The 20,557-nt window shown below is 66.9% G+C and carries 19 protein-coding genes; 11 read left to right on the top strand and 8 right to left on the bottom strand.

Annotated elements, in window-relative coordinates:
* Positions 1 to 54 precede the first annotated feature (54 nt).
* The 5 genes from Q8M13_RS06765 (at position 55) to Q8M13_RS06785 (ending at position 5,581) form a co-directional block, all read left to right on the top strand.
* Entirely contained in the window at positions 55 to 1,029 is a 975-nt protein-coding gene (locus Q8M13_RS06765) for an ornithine cyclodeaminase family protein (protein WP_305299016.1), read from the top strand.
* A 31-nt stretch (positions 1,030 to 1,060) separates the two neighbouring features.
* Positions 1,061 to 2,359, top strand: a complete 1,299-nt coding sequence (locus Q8M13_RS06770) for an APC family permease (protein WP_305299017.1) — start codon at positions 1,061 to 1,063, stop codon at positions 2,357 to 2,359.
* Positions 2,359 to 2,832, top strand: coding sequence for an Lrp/AsnC family transcriptional regulator (locus tag Q8M13_RS06775; RefSeq protein ID WP_305299018.1), 474 nt, complete (start codon positions 2,359 to 2,361; stop codon positions 2,830 to 2,832). The genes Q8M13_RS06770 and Q8M13_RS06775 overlap by 1 nt, the downstream gene beginning before the upstream one ends.
* Entirely contained in the window at positions 2,833 to 3,786 is a 954-nt protein-coding gene (locus tag Q8M13_RS06780) for an ornithine cyclodeaminase family protein (protein ID WP_305299019.1), read from the top strand.
* A gap of 67 nt (positions 3,787 to 3,853) precedes the next feature.
* Complete coding sequence (locus tag Q8M13_RS06785) at positions 3,854 to 5,581, top strand: hypothetical protein (RefSeq protein ID WP_305299020.1); 1,728 nt, start codon at positions 3,854 to 3,856, stop codon at positions 5,579 to 5,581.
* Here the strand turns inward: Q8M13_RS06785 and Q8M13_RS06790 are convergent.
* On the bottom strand, positions 5,578 to 7,062 hold the full coding sequence (locus Q8M13_RS06790) for a S10 family peptidase (protein WP_305299021.1): 1,485 nt from the start codon (positions 7,060 to 7,062) through the stop codon (positions 5,578 to 5,580). The two genes, Q8M13_RS06785 and Q8M13_RS06790, sit on opposite strands and share 4 nt — an antisense overlap.
* A gap of 231 nt (positions 7,063 to 7,293) precedes the next feature.
* Between Q8M13_RS06790 and Q8M13_RS06795 the strand changes: the two genes are divergently transcribed.
* Both Q8M13_RS06795 and Q8M13_RS06800 read left to right on the top strand, forming a co-directional pair.
* The gene (locus tag Q8M13_RS06795) at positions 7,294 to 8,769 is read left to right on the top strand and encodes a S10 family peptidase (RefSeq protein WP_305299022.1); all 1,476 of its coding nucleotides are present in this window, start codon (positions 7,294 to 7,296) and stop codon (positions 8,767 to 8,769) included.
* 29 nt (positions 8,770 to 8,798) lie between these two features.
* The gene (locus tag Q8M13_RS06800) at positions 8,799 to 9,254 is read left to right on the top strand and encodes an FKBP-type peptidyl-prolyl cis-trans isomerase (protein ID WP_305299023.1); all 456 of its coding nucleotides are present in this window, start codon (positions 8,799 to 8,801) and stop codon (positions 9,252 to 9,254) included.
* Between the two features lie 11 nt (positions 9,255 to 9,265).
* Here the strand turns inward: Q8M13_RS06800 and Q8M13_RS06805 are convergent, their stop codons facing one another.
* The 5 genes from Q8M13_RS06805 to hutI are packed head-to-tail and all read right to left on the bottom strand — an operon-like array spanning position 9,266 to position 15,027.
* Entirely contained in the window at positions 9,266 to 9,808 is a 543-nt protein-coding gene (locus Q8M13_RS06805; RefSeq protein ID WP_305299024.1) for a HutD family protein, read from the bottom strand.
* Entirely contained in the window at positions 9,808 to 11,475 is a 1,668-nt protein-coding gene (gene hutU, locus Q8M13_RS06810; RefSeq protein WP_305299025.1) for a urocanate hydratase, read from the bottom strand. The genes Q8M13_RS06805 and hutU overlap by 1 nt, the downstream gene beginning before the upstream one ends.
* An 8-nt stretch (positions 11,476 to 11,483) precedes the next feature.
* The gene (hutG, locus tag Q8M13_RS06815; protein WP_305299026.1) at positions 11,484 to 12,296 is read right to left on the bottom strand and encodes an N-formylglutamate deformylase; all 813 of its coding nucleotides are present in this window, start codon (positions 12,294 to 12,296) and stop codon (positions 11,484 to 11,486) included.
* A complete protein-coding gene (gene hutH / locus Q8M13_RS06820) occupies positions 12,293 to 13,825 on the bottom strand; it encodes a histidine ammonia-lyase (RefSeq protein WP_370869974.1) in 1,533 nt (510 codons plus the stop codon). Before hutH ends, hutG begins: the two co-directional genes overlap by 4 nt.
* Positions 13,822 to 15,027, bottom strand: a complete 1,206-nt coding sequence (hutI, locus tag Q8M13_RS06825) for an imidazolonepropionase (RefSeq protein ID WP_305299028.1) — start codon at positions 15,025 to 15,027, stop codon at positions 13,822 to 13,824. The genes hutH and hutI overlap by 4 nt, the downstream gene beginning before the upstream one ends.
* A gap of 65 nt (positions 15,028 to 15,092) precedes the next feature.
* Here hutI and Q8M13_RS06830 point away from each other — a divergent pair, with 65 nt between their 5' ends.
* Together Q8M13_RS06830 and hutC are read left to right on the top strand one after the other, a co-directional pair.
* A complete protein-coding gene (locus Q8M13_RS06830; RefSeq protein ID WP_305299029.1) occupies positions 15,093 to 16,463 on the top strand; it encodes a formimidoylglutamate deiminase in 1,371 nt (456 codons plus the stop codon).
* Positions 16,460 to 17,200, top strand: coding sequence for a histidine utilization repressor (gene hutC / locus Q8M13_RS06835; protein ID WP_305299030.1), 741 nt, complete (start codon positions 16,460 to 16,462; stop codon positions 17,198 to 17,200). Before Q8M13_RS06830 ends, hutC begins: the two co-directional genes overlap by 4 nt.
* Here the strand turns inward: hutC and Q8M13_RS06840 are convergent.
* Both Q8M13_RS06840 and Q8M13_RS06845 read right to left on the bottom strand, forming a co-directional pair.
* The gene (locus Q8M13_RS06840) at positions 17,197 to 17,550 is read right to left on the bottom strand and encodes a DUF1428 domain-containing protein (protein WP_305299031.1); all 354 of its coding nucleotides are present in this window, start codon (positions 17,548 to 17,550) and stop codon (positions 17,197 to 17,199) included. The genes hutC and Q8M13_RS06840 overlap by 4 nt on opposite strands.
* 92 nt (positions 17,551 to 17,642) lie before the next feature.
* Positions 17,643 to 18,113 (bottom strand): Lrp/AsnC family transcriptional regulator, encoded by a 471-nt coding sequence (locus tag Q8M13_RS06845; protein ID WP_305299032.1) that lies wholly within the window; start codon positions 18,111 to 18,113, stop codon positions 17,643 to 17,645.
* A gap of 111 nt (positions 18,114 to 18,224) precedes the next feature.
* Between Q8M13_RS06845 and Q8M13_RS06850 the strand changes: the two genes are divergently transcribed.
* Positions 18,225 to 19,427, top strand: a complete 1,203-nt coding sequence (locus tag Q8M13_RS06850) for an amino acid aminotransferase (protein ID WP_305299033.1) — start codon at positions 18,225 to 18,227, stop codon at positions 19,425 to 19,427.
* The gene (hppD, locus tag Q8M13_RS06855; RefSeq protein ID WP_305299034.1) at positions 19,424 to 20,494 is read left to right on the top strand and encodes a 4-hydroxyphenylpyruvate dioxygenase; all 1,071 of its coding nucleotides are present in this window, start codon (positions 19,424 to 19,426) and stop codon (positions 20,492 to 20,494) included. The genes Q8M13_RS06850 and hppD overlap by 4 nt, the downstream gene beginning before the upstream one ends.
* Positions 20,495 to 20,557: the final 63 nt, after the last annotated feature.

The following is a 20,557-nucleotide window of genomic DNA, read 5'->3' on the forward strand; positions in this document are numbered from 1 at the left end:
TCGGGCGGCGCTGGCTCTGCGGGCCGGCGCCGCCCTTTCTCTTTGGAGTTGGCTATGAGCGCGAGCGTCGGGGGCGGAGAGATCGGGAGCGTCGCCGTCTTTGACGGCCAAGCGGTTCGCGAACGCCTCACCTACGACGTGGCGATCCCGGTGGTCCGGGAGGCGATGCTCGCACTATCAGATGGCCGGGTGCGCCAGCTATTGCGCAGTTTCATCGGCCTGGGCCAGGGGCGGACTTTCGCCATCATGCCGGCCGCGCTTTCAGATCGCGGCGTGTTTGGCGCCAAGCTGGTCAGCGTCTTCGCCGACGGTTTCGGGCGCAAGGCGCATGAGGGGCTGGTGATCCTCTTCGACGGCGTCACTGGCGCGCCGATATGCTTGGCCGACGCGGCCGAGATCACCGCCGTGCGCACCGCAGCCGCGAGTGCGGTCGCCACGGACGCCTTGGCCCGCAAGGATGCTTATACGCTGGCTGTTCTCGGCGTGGGCAAGCAGGCGGCTGCTCATATCCGGGCGATCTCGAAAGTCCGAACCCTGAGCGATGTCCGTGTTTGGGGCCGCTCCATCGAGCGCGCCGAGGTCTTCGCCGCCGACATGTCCGCTGCGACCGGGCTGCACGTGCGCGCCGCCGCCGAGATCGCAGGGGCGACGCAGGGCGCGGGCATCATTTGCACTGTCACCGCCGCAATCGATCCGATCTTGGACCTGGCCTGCGTGACCCCCGGCGCCCACGTGAACGCAGTGGGGTCCAGCGGACCGGGCCAGGCGGAGATCGCGTCCGACCTCGTGGCCGCCAGCCGCTTTGTCGCCGATCATCGCGAGCACGTCCTGATCCACGGCGGGGAGTTCCTTCGCGCAAAGGCTGAAGGGCTGGTCGGTGACGACCACATCGCCGCTGAACTCGGCGAAGTGCTGGCCGGCGCGCGCCTTGGCCGCACGGGCCCCCACGACATCACCCTCTACAAGTCATTGGGCCACGCCGCGCAGGATCTCGCCGCCGCCGCCTGGCTCCACGAAAACGCAGGATGACTCGCGCCGCGCGGGCCATCGGGGACATCGCATGACCGACACGACGCAGCAGCTCCACAAGGGCGTCAATCTTGCCGCCGTGGTGGCCCTTGGTTTGGGCACGGCGGTCGGGGTCGCGATCTTCTCGGTCATCGCCCCCGCCACGGCGCTAGCTGGGCCGGGGATGCTGCTGGCCGTGCTGGCGGCGGCCGCGCCGATGTTCGTCATCGCCGTGACCTATGCCTTCATGGGTTCGGCGTTGCCGACCTCAGGGGCTTCGTTTGAGTGGTCACGTCGCTTCATTCACCCCTTCGTCGGGTTCCTGATCGCCTGGCTGCGGATCGTCAGCAATGTGGGCGCGATCCTGGTCCTGGCCCTGGTGGCGGTCCGCTATCTCTCGATGGTCGTGCCCCTGCCGACCAAGCCGACCATGTTCGCGGGCTTCCTGCTTTTCTTTCTAGCGAACTACTTCGGCGTAGCCTTGGCCGCGCGCCTTCAGGTCGTCCTGATGGGCGCGCTGGTGGTGCTCTTCTTCATCTTCGCGGCCTGGGGCGCGCCGCACATTGAGCCCGCGCATTTCGAACCTCTGCTCCCTCACGGCACGGCCGGCATGCTGGCCGCCGTACCGTTGCTGATCGGCTTGTTCTTCGGCATTGAGGCGGCGACGGAGATCGGCGACGAGGTCAAGGACGGCCGCAAGGCCATTCCGCTCGGTATCGCCCTGTCGATCGGCAGCGCGGTGGTGCTGTACCTAATGGTGGCGGTTGTCGCGCTCGGCGTCCTTGGCCCCGAGGCCTTGGCTCGGAGTGAGACGCCGCTGCTGGATGCGGCTCAACCGTTCATGGGGCCGATCGCCAAGCCGCTGATCGTCACCGCGGCCGTGGTCGCTATCGGAAAGTCGCTTAACTCGCTCTATCTCGGCTTCTCCCGCAGCCTGTTCGCCATGGCGCGGGCCGGGATGCTGCCGGCCCCGCTGACGAAGATCCATCCGAAGTATGGCACCCCGCACATCGCGCTCTGGACCATCTTGGGCGGCGCGACGCTTGGCCTGTTGGCTCCGATGAACCTGACCAGCCTGTTCCTGGCCGTGAATATCCCGACGCTGCTAAAGTACGCCGCGACCAGCTTCTCGGCCGTCGTGGTGGTGCGCAAGCATCCGGAGATCTACGCCGCCGCCCGCTTCAAGCTCTCACCGCGCGCGACGATCTGTTGGGCCTACGCCGGCGCGGCGGCGGCCCTGGTAATCGCCGTCCTGGGTTTCCAGGCCGATTGGATGCCCTACGCGGCGCTCGGCGTGTGGGCGATGATCGGAATCGCCTACTACGTCGTCACTCACCGCAAGAGCGCCTGATGACTCGAAAACTCGACAGCTTCGACCGCCGCATCCTGGCCCAGCTCCAGACGCAGGGCGATCTAGGACCGGTCGAGCTCGCCGAGATCATCCACCTCTCGCCCTCCCAGTGCTCACGCCGTCTGCAGCGATTGAAGGCCGAGGGCTATGTCGCGCGGATCGTGGCGCTGCTGGACGAGGGGCATTTGAACATCGGCGTCGTCGCCTACGTCCTGACAACGCTCAAGTCCCATGCGCCGGAGCAGACGCAGCTCTTTCAGGCGCGGATCGGCGCGCTCTCGGAAGTTGTCGAGTGCCACAAGATGACTGGCGAGGCCGACTACATCCTCAAGGTCTGCACGCGGAACCTGGAGACCTTCAACGCACTCCTGACCGATCACCTGCTGGTCGCCCCGGAGATCGCGACGGTCAGGTCTTCCATCGTGCTCGACCGCATCAAGTCGACCAGCCAGTTGCCGTTGGAGTTTCTTTAGATGCGCATCATAGACCGTGACGAAGTCGCGCGCCGGCTGACCTATGAGGTCTGCATCCCGATCGTGCGCGATGCGATGATCGCCTTCTCTAAGGGCGAGACCCGGCAACTCCTGCGCTCGATCATCCCGCTCGCCGAGGGGCGGATGTTCGGGATCATGGCGGGCGCGCTTGGCGAGACCGCCCCGTTCGGCGCCAAGCTAATCAGCGTCTTTCCGGACAATTTCGAAAAGGGACTTCAGTCCCACCAGGGCCTGGTGGTCCTATTCGATCCGCAGTCTGGCGCGCCGGTCTGCGTCGTCCACGCCGGCGAGGTGACCGCCATCCGCACCGCGGCGGCCAGCGCGGTCGCAACGGACGCCCTGGCGAGAGCCGGCGCCAGCCGTCTGGCCGTGCTCGGCTACGGTGAGCAAGCCGCCACCCACGCTCGGGCGATCTCGAAGGTCCGCACTCTGAGCCACCTCACGGTGTGGGGCCGCTCTGGCGAGCGGGCAGGGGCGTTCGCGGCCCGCATGACCGCTGAGCTCGGCGTGGCGGTGGAGATCGCCGCCAATGTCAGGGAGGCGGTGGCGCAGGCCGACATCGTCTGCACCGTGACCAACGCCAAGGAGCCGGTGCTGCTGGGCGAGTGGGTCCAGCCCGGAACCCACCTGAACCTCGTCGGCTCCAGCTTCGCCGGCCCGGTTGAGGTCGACAACGATCTTGTCGTGCGTTCGCGCTTCATCGCCGACAGCCGGGAGGGCGTCCTGCGCCAGGGCGCGGAGTTCCTGCGCGCCAAGGAGGCCGGGCTGATCGGCGATGACCATGTCGTGGCCGAGATCGGCGAGGTGCTCTCCGGCGCCGTCCCGGGCCGGCGCTCAGACGACGAGATCACGGTCTACAAGTCGCTGGGTCATGTCGTGCAGGATCTAGCGAGCGCTTGGGCTCTCTATTCGCAGGCCGAAGAGGCGAACTGAGCGGCGCAAGACGCACGGAACGTGCGTCGGCACAGCTCTAGATTTCAGTCCAGTTTTGGGGCGACCAATGATCAGACACACCTTGGCGATGGCCGTGAGCTTCGCGGCCTTGGTGAGCGCCAACGCCGCCTTGGCGCAGGCTGCGCCGTTGCTGGACGTCACCCTGAAACCCGGCGCGGCGGACGCGCAGGGGCATGTCGCCTTTGTGGACATCGTCGCCAAGATTCCCGCTGTCGACACACCTGCGGGCGCGCCGCTGTTGGCGCTGCCGGTGGTGGTGGCCAATGTCGAGGGCGTCGCCAAGACAATGACTGGTTTCGAGGTCGTCGACGCCCAGGGCGCTGTGCCTTTGAGGGTCCAGGACCAGGGCGCCGGCTCGCCGGTCGAAATTCGCCAATGGATCGCGGGACGGCCGGTGGTCGGAGACCTGACCGTTCGTTACCGCGCACCGACTGACAACGCGCCGCCGATCCGGGGCTCCGGCCCTCCCTTCGGCCTGCGCACCGAGGGCGGTGGCTTGTCGGGCGCGGGCAGCATCTTCTTGGTGCAGCCGGTCACCACCAAGCCCTATCGCCTGGCGGTCCGCTGGGACCTGGCCGCGATGGGCAAGGGCGCGACCGGGACCTCCAGCTTCGGCGACGGCGACGTCGAATTGCCCGCCGGTTCGGCTGATCGGCTGGGCTCGGCCTTCTTCATGGCCGGCCCGATGTACCGTCATCCGACCGAGCTGCGAACGAGCGGCTTTTCCTCAGCATGGCTGGCCGGAGCTCCCGCCGACACCGCTGCTGTGATGGCTTGGACCGAGAAGCTGCACGCCTGGTACGACATCAACTTTAAGGGCGGGGGCGAGCTGCCCTACCGCGTCTTCCTCCGCTTCAACCCGGTCAATCCTGGCGGCGGCGTCGCCCTGACCAACTCCTTCGTCGCCACCTACGACGACAAGACGACGGCCGAGAGCATGAAGCTCACCCTGGCTCACGAGATGCTGCACACCTGGGCGCCGACGCTTGGAGCGCATAGCTCCCGCACCAGCGACACCCAGTGGTTTGGCGAAGGGATCGCGGTCTACTACGCGCGGCTGCTGCCGTGGCGCGCGGGGCTGATCGGCGCCAACGCCTTCCTGGATGATCTCAACGAGACGGCTGGCCGCTACTATTCCAACGCCCTGATCGACACACCCAACGACCAGATCGCGGGGCGGTTCTGGGAAGAAACCCTGGTTCGGGTCCTGCCCTATGACCGGGGTTCGATGTATATGGCGGTGGTCGACGAGAAGATCCGTAAGGCTTCCGGCGGCAAGCGATCGCTCGACGACATCATGCAGACGCTGATCGATGCCAAGCGGGCCGGCGTGGAGACGACGCAGGAAACCTGGCTGGAATTGATCACCGCCGAACTCGGCCCGGCCGCCAAGACCGATTTCGAGGCCATGCTGGCTGGCGCGGTGCAGCGCCCGTCGGGCGGCGCCTTCGGTCCGTGTTTCACCGCTTCGACCACCACCCTTCGCCAGTTCGAACTCGGCTTTGCGGGCAAGAGCCTCACTAAGCCCGTGCGGATCGTTGAGGGCTTGGTTCCGGGCTCGGCCGCCGACAAGGCGGGCCTCCGCAACGGCGATGAGATCCTCAAGCCGGTCGGCCTCGACAACATTCAGTCCGACCAGAAGCTCACCGTGACCTGGCAGGTTCGCCGCGACGGCAAGACCTTCTCGATCACCTATCTGCCGCGCGGCAAGAGCGTCGAGGTTCCGCAGTGGAAGCGGGTCGAAGGTGTCTCCGACGCCGCTTGCAAGTTCTAGGGACGCGGCGTCACGAACGCCCGGACGTCGCTGGTGAAAGCCTCCAGCGCCGCCTCGTTGGTGTAGGCCATGTGGCCGCCCTCATAGGTCTTCTGCGAGACGCGGTCCGTCGGGAAATAGCCCTGGGCTGCGAGATAGCGCGCGGGACCAACGGTGGTGGTCAGGTCGTAGATCCCCGTTCCGACCATCAGACGGAACTTCGGATTGGCGGCGAAGGCATCGCCGATCATGGCCGGATAGTCGTAGTCGTTGAACGGACCGCCGGCCCCGCTGGTCGGGTTGTAGAGCCATCCCCGGGTGTCGGGCGCGAATGGGCGATACTCGCTCATCGGAAGGGTCACCGTCAGGTTCTGCGTCAGATGCTCGGACAATAGCGGCGCGACCATGTCGCCCACCTTGGCGAACGGATCGACCGGGCGCTCGCCGGCCTTCGGCGCCGGGCCTGTGTAGCGGGCGTCATAGGTCGCCAGCATCAGTCCCCTGTCCTTCAGGAGCTCGGTGGCGAAGGCGACCTTGGTGATCACCAGGCGGTTTGTCAGATAATAGTCGGCGCTGATCCCGGTCATCGCCTGCAACCGCTCGGCGACCTGCTGGCGGTCCGCCTGCGATAGGTCCGCGCCCTTCGCCAGGGCGCTGAGATACTCCCCCATTCCGTAGCCGTAGGCCGCGTCGATGAAAGCCGCCATGCTCTTGCCGCCCATGTCCGCGCGGCCGTGATAGGCGGCGATGGCCGCCAGGGCCGGCAGGTTCGCGGCGTAGGCCATCACGTTGCTGGCGCGCTGACTGGTCTCGATCATGTTGGTCGCCTGGCCCATCAGCACCACACCATCGAGCGGCATGGTCTTGGCCAGTTCGCTGGCCATCAAGGCGGCGCGGATCGTGCCGTAGCTTTCTCCCAGCACATACTTCGGCGAGGCTTCGCGGCCGTTCGCCTTGATCCAGGCCTCGACGAAGCCGGCGACGGACTTGGCGTCTCCATAGGCAGTGTAGAAGTCGGCGCGCTTGCCGCCCGGCAGCACGCGGGTGAAACCGGTCTCGGCCGGGTCGATGAAGACCAAGTCGGCGACGTCGAGCACCGTGTAGGGATTGTGCTGCAAGGCATAAGGCTTCGGCACGGGCGCGCCCACGTCCTGCGGGACGGTGATCCGCTTGGGCCCAAAGGCGCCCATGTGCAGCCAGGATGAGGCGGAGCTGGGACCGCCATTGAACAGGAAGATCACCGGCCGCTCGGCTTGGCCCTTCGCGCCGTCGCGGACATAGGCGGTGGTCATGAAGCTGATGGTCGGAACACCGTCCTTGTCCTTCAACACGGTCTCCCCGACCGTCGCGAGGTAATGCACGGTCTGACCGTTGAAGACGCCGGAATGCTGGGTGACGAAGGTCCGCGGCGTCGGGGCCTGCGCCGAGACGGCCGGGGCTTGGGCGTAGGCTTGGGAAGCTCCTGCGGTCAGCAGGGCCAGCGCCAGCAAGGTCGCTTTCATCGTCAGTCTCCGTTGCAGGCGCGTCGCCCTCCGACGACGCCAGATTGAGGCGGCGCGGCCGGATTTTCTTGTCGTTCTTCGGGGCAGGCGCGAGGCTTGCCGTCTGATTTATGCGGCTGCGGAAAGCTGTCTGCATCGACAATGTTTGCAAACAGGCGCCGCTCGCCCAGAACGCAAAGAATTTCTCACTGCCCAGGCTATTCTGACCTGGCTTCAGGGTGGGGAATGACGATGCGGAAATCGGTCTTGCTATTGAGCGTCGCCAGCCTTCTGTTGGCCGCGCCCATCAGCGCCCTGGCTCAGGCGGCTACGCCCGCCGCAGCCGCGCCTCGAGCGCCGGTGGTGGCGATCACCCAGCATGCCGGGACCTTCAACGGCCAGAAGGTGAAGTACGACGCCATCGTCGCCGAGACCTTCCTGAAGGAAGCCGTCGGAGCCCCTGCCGCTTCGGTCGTGACGACCGCCTATGTGCGGACCGACAACAAGGACAAGGCCGCGCGGCCTGTCCTCTTCCTGTTCAACGGTGGGCCCGGCGCCTCGACAACGCCGCTGCACTTCGGCGCCTTCGGGCCCAAGAAGCGGGAAGGCGAGGGCGCGGCCCAGCGCATGGTCGACAATCCCGATAGCCCGTTGGACGCCGTGGACCTGGTGTTCATCGACCCGGTCGGCACTGGCTACAGCCGCCCGCTGCCGGGCCACGACGGGCAAGCGTTCTGGAGCCGCACCGGCGACGCCCATGCGGTGAAGACCATCATCGCCGATTGGCTGAAGGCGAATGGCCGCCAAGCCTCGCCGCGCTACATGCTTGGACAGAGCTATGGCACCACGCGCGCGGCGCTGGTGGCTGGGATCGGCCAGGACCTGAACCTCGACGGCATCCTGCTCTTCGCCCTGGTCGGCAATCCGCCGGGCCACGAGATGCCCTATGTCACCAGCCTGCCCGCCTTCGCGACGACCGCCTGGCATCACCAGCGTATCGACCGGGCAGGGCGCTCGGTGACGGAGGTCTATGAGGAAGCGGTCTCCTTCGCGCGCGGCGAATACGTCACGGCCTTGATCAAGGGTGCGAGCCTGACGCCGGCCGAAAAGCGAGCGACCGCCCAGAAGATGTCGGCCCTGATCGGCCTGCCAGCGGAGTTCATCGAGGCCAAGGATCTGCGGCTCTCCAAGGAGGACTTCATGTTCAACCTCCTGAAGGACCAAGGCGTGCGGATCGGGCAGCTCGACAGCCGCGCAACCCGGGCGCTCGACGCCCCGGCCCAGCGCCCACCCTATGACGACCCCGGAATGAACTACGCTGAGCCGCGCCCCGCGCCGCCCACTGCGACCGGCGTGACCGCGGCTTCGACGCGCGGTCTCTCGGCGGTCGATTCCTACTATCAGGAGCACCTGAAGTTCCGCACGGCCGAGACCTACAACGCGCTCAATCTCGACGTGAACAGCGCCTGGGATCACGAAGGCATGACCGACGTGAACAGCAAGATCGGCGAGGCCATGCGGCAGAATCCCAAGCTGCGGCTGTTCTGGGCGGCGGGCTATTTCGACATCACCACCCCGGCCTATAGCGGGCGCTATGCGCTGGATCAGGCTGGTGTCCCGGGCGGGCGGCTGAAGGCGGCCTATTTCAACGGCGGCCACTCGGTGTTCACCGACCCGGCCAACCACACCGCCCTCAGTCAGGCGGTGCGGAACTTCGTGCGGCCCTGATATAGGTCGGGCCAATAGCGGAGGTTGGTATGCGAGTCGCAGTCGGAATCATCATGGCCCTGGCGCTGGCCGGCCCGGGGGCCGCCAAAGATGCGAACGCCGCCTTCTTTGCTCGCAACGCTAAGGCGCCGGGCGTGAAGACCATTCCTGGCATTCAGTACAAGGTGTTGAAGTCGGGGCCGGCCGATGGCGTTCATCCGCAACGGTCCGCGACTGTGAGGGTCCGCTACGTAGGCAGCTTCATCGACGGCAAGGTGTTCGACTCATCGAAGGACGAGCCTGACGGCGCGGTCAGCTTCCCGCTTGGGCGCCTGATCCCCGGCTGGACGACCGTGGTTCCAATGATGCGCCCGGGCGATGAGTGGGAAATCTACTTGCCGCCGGAGTACGCCTATGGCGCGGCCGGCAAGGACATCATTCCTGGCAATGCGGCGATGGTGTTCCGCATCGAACTGCTGGAAGTCACCGACGCGCCGGCCTCCTGAGGCCCGTCAGCCTAGGCGTCGATTTCCGCCAGGATCGCGCGGCCCCCACCAAGGTTCAGCCGTGCGCCGCGTTCGAGTATCGCGCCGTCCTCGGCCTCAAGATGCTCGCGGTTCAACTCCAGCGGCTCCAGCGCCAGGACGAATGTCGTTTGGGCCGCGCATTCGAAAACGTGCGGGCCGTTCAGGCGGCTGACACTGACGGTGCAGACACCGCGGCGGATCATCAGGTTCAGGTCACGGATCGGCCCGTCGTGAAGTGTGGCGGCGCAGGCCGCATCGCCGGGGAAGGCGAAGGGGGGAGTTGCGGCGTCGAGCGTGACGGTCGCCAGACCTTCGACGGCCAGCTGAAGTCCGGCCCCATCAATCACCGTCAGCACCCGATCGACGCCTGGGAAGGCCGAGAACGGCCCGCCCTGCGCCACGTCGGCGATGCTGATCCGCCAGTCGAAGGCGTCCAGCGCCGCGGTCGGCGGCCAGATCGCGACCTCCCGCGTCACCCCGCCGCCGTTCTTCCACGGCATGGGCGTGCGATTGACCGCGCGCAGGATCCGCATCAGCCGAGGATGCCCGGCAGGTCGAGGCCCTTCTCGCGGGCGACGTCGAGGGCGATGTCATAGCCGGCGTCAGCGTGGCGCATGACGCCGGTCGCCGGGTCGTTCCACAGCACGCGCTCGATGCGCTTGGCGGCGGCCGGGGTGCCGTCGCAGACGATCACCATGCCCGAGTGCTGCGAGAAACCCATGCCGACCCCGCCGCCGTGGTGCAGCGAGACCCAGGTCGCGCCCGAGGCGGTGTTGAGCAGGGCGTTCAGCAGAGGCCAGTCGGAGACCGCGTCCGAACCGTCGCGCATGGCTTCGGTCTCGCGGTTGGGGGAGGCGACAGAGCCGCTATCCAGGTGATCGCGGCCGATGACGATCGGGGCTTTCAGCTCGCCCGACGCGACCATCTCGTTGAAGGCCAGGCCCAGGCGATGGCGATCGCCCAGACCGACCCAGCAGATGCGCGCTGGCAGGCCCTGGAACTTGATCTTCTTCCCGGCCATGTCGAGCCAGTTGTGCAGGTGCGGATTGTCGGGGATCAACTCCTTCACCTTGGCGTCGGTGCGGGCGATGTCTTCGGGGTCGCCCGACAGCGCCACCCAGCGGAACGGGCCGATGCCGCGGCAGAACAGCGGGCGGATATAGGCCGGCACGAAGCCCGGGAAATCGAAAGCGTTGGCCACGCCCTCTTCCTTGGCCATCTGGCGAATGTTGTTGCCGTAGTCGACGGTGGGGACGCCGGCGGCCTGGAAGTCCAACATCGACTGAACGTGCTCGGCCATCGAGGCGCGGGCGGCTTCCTCGACCTGCTTGGGGTCCTGCTCGCGCATGGCGGCCCAGCGCTCCAAGCTCCAGCCCTTGGGCAGGTAGCCGTTGATCGGATCGTGGGCTGAAGTCTGGTCCGTCAGCAGGTCGGGGCGTACCCCGCGCTTGAACAGTTCGGGCAGCAGTTCGGCGGCGTTGCCCAGCAGGCCGACCGAGATCGGGGCCTTGTCGGTGCAGGATTGCTTGATCCAGGCTAGGGCTTCGTCGAGATCTTCCGTGGCCTTATCGAGATAGCCGGTGCGCAGGCGCATCTCGATACGCGAGGGTTGGCATTCGACGGCCAGGCAAGAAGCCCCCGCCATCACGGCGGCCAGCGGCTGGGCGCCACCCATGCCGCCGAGCCCGGCGGTTAGCAGCCACTTACCGGACAGATCGCCGGCATAGTGCTGGCGGCCCATCTCGACGAAGGTCTCATAGGTGCCCTGCACGATACCTTGAGCGCCGATATAGATCCAAGAGCCGGCAGTCATCTGGCCGTACATGGCCAGGCCCTTGCGATCCAGTTCGTTGAAGTGCTCCCAGGTCGCCCAGCGCGGCACCAGGTTGGAGTTGGCGATCAACACGCGTGGGGCGTCGGCATGGGTGCGGAACACTCCGACCGGCTTGCCAGACTGAACCAGCAGGGTCTCATCGTCCTCCAGCCGGCGCAGGGTCTCGACGATCTTGTCGTAGCTCTCCCAGTCGCGGGCGGCGCGGCCGATGCCGCCATAGACCACCAGCTCTTCCGGTCGCTCGGCGACGTCGGGGTGCAGGTTGTTCATCAGCATGCGCAGCGGCGCTTCGGTCAGCCAGCTCTTGGCAGTGAGTTCTGTTCCGATCGCGGGGCGGATGACGCGGGTGGGGTCTAGGCGGGTCATGGAATGGCTCAGGCTTTGGCGAAGGCGAGGCACGCCTTCAGGACATCGGTGAGGGCCGCGCGCATCGGCGCGGCTTGGATTTCGGAGTAGGGGGTGGGCCAGGTGGCCGGCGTGGGCGCGGCCGCTGGGTCGTCCATGTAGCCGCGGCACGCCAGTTCCATCTGGATGGCGTGGACGCCGTTCGCAGGCTGGCCGTAGTGGCGGGTCGTCCAGCCGCCCTTGAAGCGGCCGTTGGTCACCCGGCTGAACGAACTGGCGTCGCAGGCTGCCTCGACGGCGCTGGTCAGGGCGTCGTCGCAACTGGTCCCGGAATTGGTGCCCAGATTGAAGTTCGGTAGCGTTCCGTCGAACAGCCGCGGGATCACCGAACGGATCGAGTGGGCCTCATAGAGCACGACCTTGCCGTGGATCTCGCGTAGCCGTTTCAACTCCGCGGCCAGGGCGGCGTGATAGGGCTCGAAGTAGATCGTCCGACGTCGGGCGATCTCAGACTCGTTCGGCTCGCCGCCCAGATAGAGCGGCTCTCCGTCGAAGGTGGTCGTCGGACAAAGCTCGGTGGTCGCCTGACCGGGATAGAGCGAGGCACCGGAGGGGTCGCGGTTCACGTCGATGACGCTGCGGCTGATCGCCGTGCGCACGGTGGTGGCGCCGAGTTCGCGGGCGAAGCCGTAGAGCCGGTGGATCCACCAGTCCGCGTCCTTGCGGGCCAGCCAGGGCGAGATGAGTTGAGCCTCGACGTCAGCCGGGATCTCGGTTCCCGTGTGCGGGAAGCTGACCACCAGCGGCGCGTCGCCGCGATGAACCTCCAGCCAATCCATCACGCCACGCCCGGCAAGGTCGCGGCGCCCAACGCGTCGCAGACCGCGCCCGAACGAACCAGCAGGTTGGCCGCCTCGATATCGGGGTGGAAGTGACGGTCGTCGGTCAGGTGCGGAACCTTGGCGCGCAGCAGGGCGCGCACCGATTCCAGCGCCGGGCTGGAGGTCAAGGGCGCGTGGAAGTCGCAGCCCTGGGCCGCCGCCAGCAGTTCGATGCCGATGACTGCCGTGGCGTTCTCGACCATCGCCAGCAGCCGGCGCGCGCCGTGGGCGGCCATCGAGACGTGGTCTTCCTGATTGGCCGAGGTCGGGATCGAGTCGACGCTGGCCGGATAGGCGCGCTGCTTGTTCTCCGACACCAGGGCGGCGGCCGTGACCTGCGGGATCATGAAGCCGGAGTTGAGGCCAGGCTTGGGCGTCAGGAACGCCGGCAGTCCCGAGAGCGCGGGATCGACCAGCATGGCGATCCGCCGCTCGGCCAGCGAACCGATCTCGCAGACGGTCAGGGCGATCATGTCTGCGGCGAAGGCCACCGGCTCTGCGTGGAAGTTGCCGCCGGACAGGGCTTCGTCGGTCTCTGGGAAGATCAGCGGGTTGTCGGTGACGCCGTTGGCCTCGGTCCCCAGCGTGGTCGCCGCTTGGCGCAGGACGTCGAGCGCGGCGCCCATCACCTGCGGCTGGCAGCGCAGGCAGTAGGGGTCCTGAACGCGCTCGTCGTCCTTCAGGTGCGAGGCGCGGATCGCCGAGCCGGCCATCAGCCCGCGCAGGGCGTCGGCGGTCTCGATCTGGCCGGCATGGCGGCGCAGGGCATGGATGCGCGGATCGAACGGGGTGTCGGAGCCCTTGGCCGCTTCGGTCGACAGCGCGCCGGTGACTAGGGCGGTGCGGAACAGCACCTCGGCCTCGAACAGGCCGGCCAGGGCGTTGGCGGTCGAGAATTGGGTGCCGTTCAGCAGGGCCAGGCCCTCCTTGGGGCCTAGCGTCACCACTGAAAGCCCGGCCTCGGCCAGCGCCTGGGCGGCGGGCAGGCGGGCTTCGCCGACGAAGATCTCGCCGACCCCGATCATGGTCGCCGCCATGTGGGCGAGCGGGGCGAGGTCGCCAGAAGCGCCGACCGAGCCCTGGGCAGGAACGACCGGCGTCAGGCCCTTCAGAAGCATGGCTTCCAGCAGTGCGACGGTGGTCGGCCTCAGGCCCGAGGCGCCTTGCGCCAGACTGGCCAGCTTCAAGGCTAGCATCAGCCGGATCACCGGAACGGGGGAGGGCTCGCCCACGCCCGCGGCGTGGGACAGGACGATATTGCGTTGCAGGGTCTCAAGATCGCCTGCCTCAATGCGGACGCTGGCCAGCTTCCCAAAGCCGGTGTTGATCCCATAGACCGGCTCACCGCGTGCCAGGATGCGCTCGACCGCGGCCGCGCTGGCGGCGATCACCGGTGCAGAGGCCGGCTCAAGCTTGGCGCCGGCGCCGCGATAGATGGCGCGCCACTCGGCGAGGCTGACCTCGCCTGGTCGCATCACGACGTCGTTCATAGTCCACTCCACACGCGGGCATGGAGCGGATTGAACCCCATGCGATAGACAAGTTCGGCTGGGCGCTCGATGTCCCAGATGGCGAGATCGCAGCGCTTGCCGACTTCCAAAGTCCCGGTCTGAGCCAGCATGCCGAGCGCACGGGCGGCTTCCCGCGTCACGCCGGCGAGGCATTCATCGACCGTCAGGCGGAACAGCGTCGCGCCCATGTTCATGGTCAGCAGCAGCGAGGTCAGCGGCGACGTCCCAGGATTGCAGTCGGTGGCCAGCGCGATCGGCACGCCCGCCCCGCGCAGGTCCTCGATCGGCGGCAGCTTGGTCTCGCGTACGAAGTAGTAGGCGCCTGGCAACAGGGTCGCGACCACGCCCGCCTTCGCCATGGCGGCGACGCCGGCCATGTCCAGATGTTCAAGATGATCGGCCGATAGCGCGCCAAATTCGGCGGCCAGCGCCGCGCCGTGCAGGTTCGACAACTGCTCGGCGTGCAGCTTCACCGGCAGTCCATGCGCCTTGGAGGCCTCGAACACTCGGCGCGTCTGATCGGGCGTAAAGCCGATCCCCTCGCAGAAAGCGTCCACCGCGTCAGCCAATCCTTCGGCGGCCACGGCAGGGATCATGCGATTACATACTTCGTCTATGTAACCATCAGAATTACCATCGTATTCGGTCGGCAAGGCGTGGGCGCCGAGGAAGGTCGTCTTCACGCTGACCGGGCGCAATTGGGCGAGCTTTCGAGCGGCCCGCAGCGACTTCATTTCGTGATCCAGCGACAGGCCGTAGCCCGATTTCACCTCAATGGTCGTCAGGCCTTCGGCGATCAGGGCGTCGAGCCTGGGCAGGGCGCTGGCGACGAGTTCGTCCTCGCTAGCCGCCCGCGTCGCCTTCATGGTCGAAACGATGCCGCCGCCGGCCCGCGCGATCGCCTCATAGGAGGCGCCGGCCAGCCGCAGTTCGAACTCGTGGGCGCGGTCGCCGCCGAAGATCAGATGGGTATGAGGGTCGATCAGCCCAGGCGTGATCCAGCGACCTTGGCAATCGATGGTCTCTGCCGTCTCGAATCGCGGGGCCTCAGCGGCGTCACCTGCATAGACGATCTGCCCATCCTGGCTGGCGATGAGGCCGATTTCGACCTCGCCCAAGCCGGGTCGGGTCGGGGAAAGCGTGGCGAGGCGGGCGTTCGCCCAGATCCGATCGCATCGCATGTCCGCCTCCTTCACATCGTCTCGATTAATGTATAGACATATGTCCGAGCGAGGAGGCTTGTCCAGTGTCTGATCGAGGTGAAACGATCTGGTTCGACAGCGCGCTGCTGGCGACCGGTTGGGCGCGCCAGGTGCGCGTGAGCGTTCGGGATGGCCAGATCGCCGCGATCGAAACTCAGGCGCCGCGACGGCCGGGCGAGAGCGCCTATGGCCCAGCGCTGCCCGGACTGCCAAATCTGCACAGCCACGCCTTCCAGCGCGGCATGGCGGGCCTGGCCGAAGTGCGCGGTCCGTCGGCCGACAGCTTCTGGACTTGGCGCGAGGTCATGTACCGCTTCCTGGAGCGGCTGGGTCCGGACGAGGTCGAGGCGGTTGCCGCGCTCGCCTATGCCGAGATGCTGGAATCCGGTTTCACCCGGGTTGGGGAATTCCACTACCTGCACCACGACCAGGGCGGCCGCGCCTATGCCGACCCCGCCGAGATGGCCGCGCGCATCGGCGCGGCGGCGGAGGCTACGGGCCTAGGGCTCACCCTGCTGCCGGTCTTCTATGCGCACTCCGGCTTCGGCGGCGGCGCTCCTACGGCCGCTCAAGCCCGTTTCATCAACAATATCGATATCTTCGCGCGATTGCTTGAGGCCAGCCGGCGGGCGGTGGCCCATCTGCCGGGAGCTGTCGTTGGGCTCGCCCCGCACAGCCTACGGGCCGCGACGCCGGCCGAGCTTGAGGCGCTTGTCGCCCTGGCGGGCGACAGGCCGATCCACATCCACATTGCCGAGCAGATCAAGGAGGTCTTCGATTGCGAGGCTTGGTCGGGGCAGCGCCCGGTCGATTGGCTGCTCGACCATGCGCCGGTCGACTCCCGCTGGTGCCTGGTGCATGCGACCCATGTCACGCCGCAGGAAACCGAGCGCATGGCGGCCAGCGGCGCGGTGGTCGGTCTTTGCCCCATCACCGAGGCCAATCTGGGTGACGGGCTGTTTCCGGCCAAGGACTATCTGAACGCCGGGGGCCGGTTCGGCATCGGCTCGGACTCCAACGTCTTGATCGACGCCGCCGAGGAGCTTCGGCTGCTGGAATACGGCCAGCGGTTGGCCAGGCGGACGCGCAATGTGATGGCGACACAGGCCGGCCGCTCGACGGGCGGCGATCTCTATCGCGCGGCCCTGGCGGGCGGCGCCCAGGCGCTGGGCGGGGATGGCTTGGGGATTAGCGTCGGAGCGCCGGCCGATTTTGTCAGCCTGGACGCCCACCATCCGACCCTGATCGGCCGCGAGGGCGATGCGATCCTGGACAGCTTCGTGTTCGCCGCCCGGCGCGACGTCATCGACGGGGTCTGGCGCGCGGGTCGCAAGGTCGTCAGTAATGGACGCCACCACCGCCGCGACGAGATCACGGCGCGCTATCGGCAGGCTCTGGAGAAAGTGCTCGCGTGAACAAGCCCGCCGCCTTCCCGGAAGACGCTCCCGCCTCGCTGCAGAAACGCATCCGCACCGAGATCGAGGCCAAGATCCTGTCGGGCGAATGGGGGCCCGGCTATCGCATCCCGTTCGAACATGAGCTGACCGTCCAATACGGCTGTTCGCGAATGACGGTCAGCAAGGCGATCTCAGCCTTGGCCGAGGCGGGGCTGGTCGTCCGCCGCCGCCGCGCCGGTTCGTTCGTCGCGCGGCCGAAGGTGCACTCCGCCGTTCTCGATATCCCGGACCTGCGCTCCGAGATCGAGGGGCGGGGCGAGGCCTATGCCTTCAAGCTGGTCTCCTGCACGCCGCGTGCGCCCAAGGCGAAGAACGTCGAGGAAATCGAGTTGGCGCGGGGCGGCGATTTGCTGGCTCTGCGTGGGGTTCACTTCGCCAATGGCCGGCCCTTCGCCATCGAGGATCGCCTGATCAGCCTCACTGCCGCGCCGCTGGCCCGCAACGCCGACTTCGCCGCTCACCCGCCCGGCGCTTGGCTTCTGGAACACATCCCCTGGACCGAGGCGGAGAACCGCATCAGCGCCATGGGCGCAGACAATGATAGCGCCAATCTGCTGGCCATCGCGCCCGGGACCGCCTGCCTGGCCGTCGAACGCCGCACCTGGCGCGGCGGCGAAGGCGTCACCAAGGTGCGTCAGCTATTCCCAGGCGAGGCCTACGACCTCGTCGCCCGCTTCGGCCCGTCGCGGGGCTAAAGGTCGACGAAGCTCTCGAAACCGCCGAAGATCATGCGCTTGCCGTCGAACGGCATGGAGGCGGGATCGGTCTTCAGCCTGGGGTCGGCCATGACCTTGGCGTTGATCGCGTCGCGCTGCTCTCGCGACTCGTAGGTGATCCACGAAAAAATCACGACCTCGTCGTCGGTCGCCTGAACGGAGCGGGGGAAAGAGGTGAGTTCGCCATAGGGCACGTCGTCTCCGACGCATTCGACATAGGACAGCGCGCCGTGGTCCATCCAGACGGCGCCGGCTGTGCGGGCGATTTCCTTGTAGGCCTCGAGGCTCTTCTTCGGCACGGCAAGTATGAAACCATCGACGTAGGGCATGGGAGCGTCTCCTGCGGGTCTGAACTGACCAAAGGACGAACGCGCGCCATCTGTTCCGACAATCGCGGGGCGTTTTGTCGTGTGACCGTTCCCTAAACCGGCATGGCCGTCGAGTATTTCACCTGGCTCAACGCGAAGTGCGAGGCGGCGTTGGCGACGTTGGGGTGGTTGAGCAGGGCGCCCATCAGGAACCGCTCATAGCCGGCGACGTCGGCCACCACGACCCGCATCAGATAATCCCATTCGCCCGACATCGAATGGCACTCCATGATCTCCGGCCTTGAGCGCAGGAACGCCTCGAACTCCTGGCGCACGACGGTGGCGTGAGACTTCATGCGCAGCTGACACATGACGTTGACGCCGCGCCCCACCTTCTCGGCGTCGACCAGCCTGACGCTGTCCAACAGCACCCCGGCGCTCTCCAACGCCTTGATCCGGCGCCAGCAGGAGGCCGGCGACGCGCCGACCTGTTCGGCCAACGCCGCATGGCTCTGACTCGCGTCGTGCTGCAGGGCGCGCAGCAGCTTGCGGTCGATCTCGTCGAGTTGAACAGTTTCTTTCACGTGATGGCCATTATGTGAAACAGATGTCCACATGATCGTCAAAACGCCGCGAGATTGAAAGCCATTTGTCGCGCCTCCTGCGTAGATTTCATCGCAAGAGGAGTCCTTTCGATGTTGGATGTCGCCGCGCCTGCGCGTTCCCTGTTTCAAGGGCTGAAGCCCCAGCAGCCCGACGTGCTGCTGTCGCTGATCGCGCTCTATCGCCAGGACCCGCGTCCGCAGAAGATCGATCTCGGCGTCGGCGTCTATCGGGACGCGGCCGGCGACACCCCTGTGTTCGGCGCGGTGAAGGCGGCCGAAGCCGTCCTACTCGAAACCCAGCCCACTAAGTCTTATCTCGGCCCTGAGGGCGACCTGCGCTTCCTGGAGCTCATCGTCCCGGTGATCTTCGGCCAGGGCGCGGCCTCCCAGGATCTGTTCGGCGTCCAGACCCCCGGCGGCACCGGCGCCCTTCGCCTGGCGGCCGAGCTCGCCAATGCCGGCACGCCCGGCGTGCGGATCTGGCTGGGCACGCCCAGCTGGCCGATCCATGCTCCGATCTTCGCCCAGGCGGGCTTGAGCGTGGCGACCTATCGCTATTTCGACCCCAAGACCCAGGCGGTCTGTTTCGACGAGATGATGACCGCGCTCAGCGGCGTCGAGCCCGGCGACGTCGTCCTGCTGCACGGTTGCTGCCACAACCCGGCGGGCGCCGACTTGACCCTCGATCAATGGCGCGGGGTTGCCGATCTGCTGGCCAAGCGCGGCGCGGTTCCGCTGATCGACCTGGCCTATCAAGGCCTGGGCGCAGGTCTCGACGAGGATGCGGCGGGTCTTCGGCTGGTGCTCGATACGGTCGATACCGCGCTGGTCGCCTATTCCTTCGACAAGAACTTCGGCCTCTATCGTGAGCGCACCGGCGCCCTGTTTGTTCGGGCCCGCGGCCATGCCGACCTGGTCCGCTCCAACATCTTGCAACTGGCCCGCTGCAACTGGTCCATGCCGCCCGATCACGGCGCGGCGGTTGTGCGGGTGGTGCTGGAGGACGCGGGCCTCACCGCGCAATGGCGCGCCGAACTGGACGGCATGCGCCAGCGCCTGGTCTCGGTTCGCCATGCTCTGGCTGAGGCCGATCCGCGCCTTGAGCCGTTACGTGATCAGCACGGCCTCTTCTCGCTGCTGCCGCTGACGCCAGCCCAGGTCGAGACCCTTCGTCGTGACCACGCCGTCTACATGGCCGGTTCCGGCCGCATCAATCTCGCCGGCCTCACCGCCGACACCGTCCAGCCATTTGTCCAGGCGCTCGGCGCCTGCCTGTCGGGAGACGCCCAATGACCATCACCGCCAACAACCCGATCGGCCTCGACGGCTTTGAGTTTGTCGAGTTCACCAGCCCCGACCCGGCCCGCATGGTCGAGTTGATCGAACAGCTCGGCTTCACGGCCTACGCCAAGCACCCGACCAAGAACCTGGTCCGCTACAAGCAGGGCCGCATCAACCTGCTGGTCAACCAGGACGCTGACGGCCAAGTTGCCGCGTTCCGCGCCGCCCACGGCCCGTCGGCCAATGGCATGGCCTTCCGCGTCGCCGACGCGAAGGCCGCCTATGAGCTGGCCCTGTCGCGCGGCGCCAAGGCGGCCGACGCCAGCCAGAGCGCCTTCCCGGACGCCTATGTGCTGGAAGGCATCGGCGGCTCGATGCTCTATCTGGTCGACCGGTTCGGCGACGCCGGAACCATCTATGACGCATGGGACCAGATCCCGGGCGCGGTCGAGGCGGAGCTGGCCAACAATGTCGGCCTCGACCTGCTCGACCATCTGACCCACAACGTCCGTCGCGGCCAGATGCGCACCTGGTCGACCTTCTACAATCAGATCTTCGGCTTCGAAGAGCAGAAGTATTTCGACATCAAGGGCCAGGCGACCGGCCTGTTCAGCCAGGCGATGATCGCGCCCGACAAGGCCATCCGCATCCCGCTGAACGAGAGCCAGGACGACAAGTCCCAGATCGAAGAGTTCATCCGCGAGTACAACGGCGAGGGCATCCAGCACCTGGCCCTGACCACCGCCGACATCTACGGCACGGTCGAGAAGCTCCGCGCGCGCGGCGTGAAGCTGCAGGACACCATCGAGACCTATTACGAGTTGATCGACAAGCGCGTCCCCGGCCACGGCGAGGACCTGGAGCGCCTGCGCAAGAACCGTATTCTGCTCGACGGCAATGTCGGCGACGAAGGCCTGCTGCTGCAGATTTTCACCGAGAACCTGTTTGGCCCGATCTTCTTCGAGATCATCCAGCGCAAGGGCAACGAGGGGTTCGGCAACGGCAACTTCCAGGCCCTGTTCGAGTCCATTGAACTCGACCAGATCCGTCGCGGTGTGATCACGGTCGACGCGGCCTAGGGTGACTTGGGGGGCGGCGGCGGCGGCCCCTTCAGTCAGCCTTTGGCTGACAGCTCCCCCAAC

It is taken from the genome of Phenylobacterium sp., assembly GCF_030681155.1.
Classification (GTDB): domain Bacteria; phylum Pseudomonadota; class Alphaproteobacteria; order Caulobacterales; family Caulobacteraceae; genus Phenylobacterium.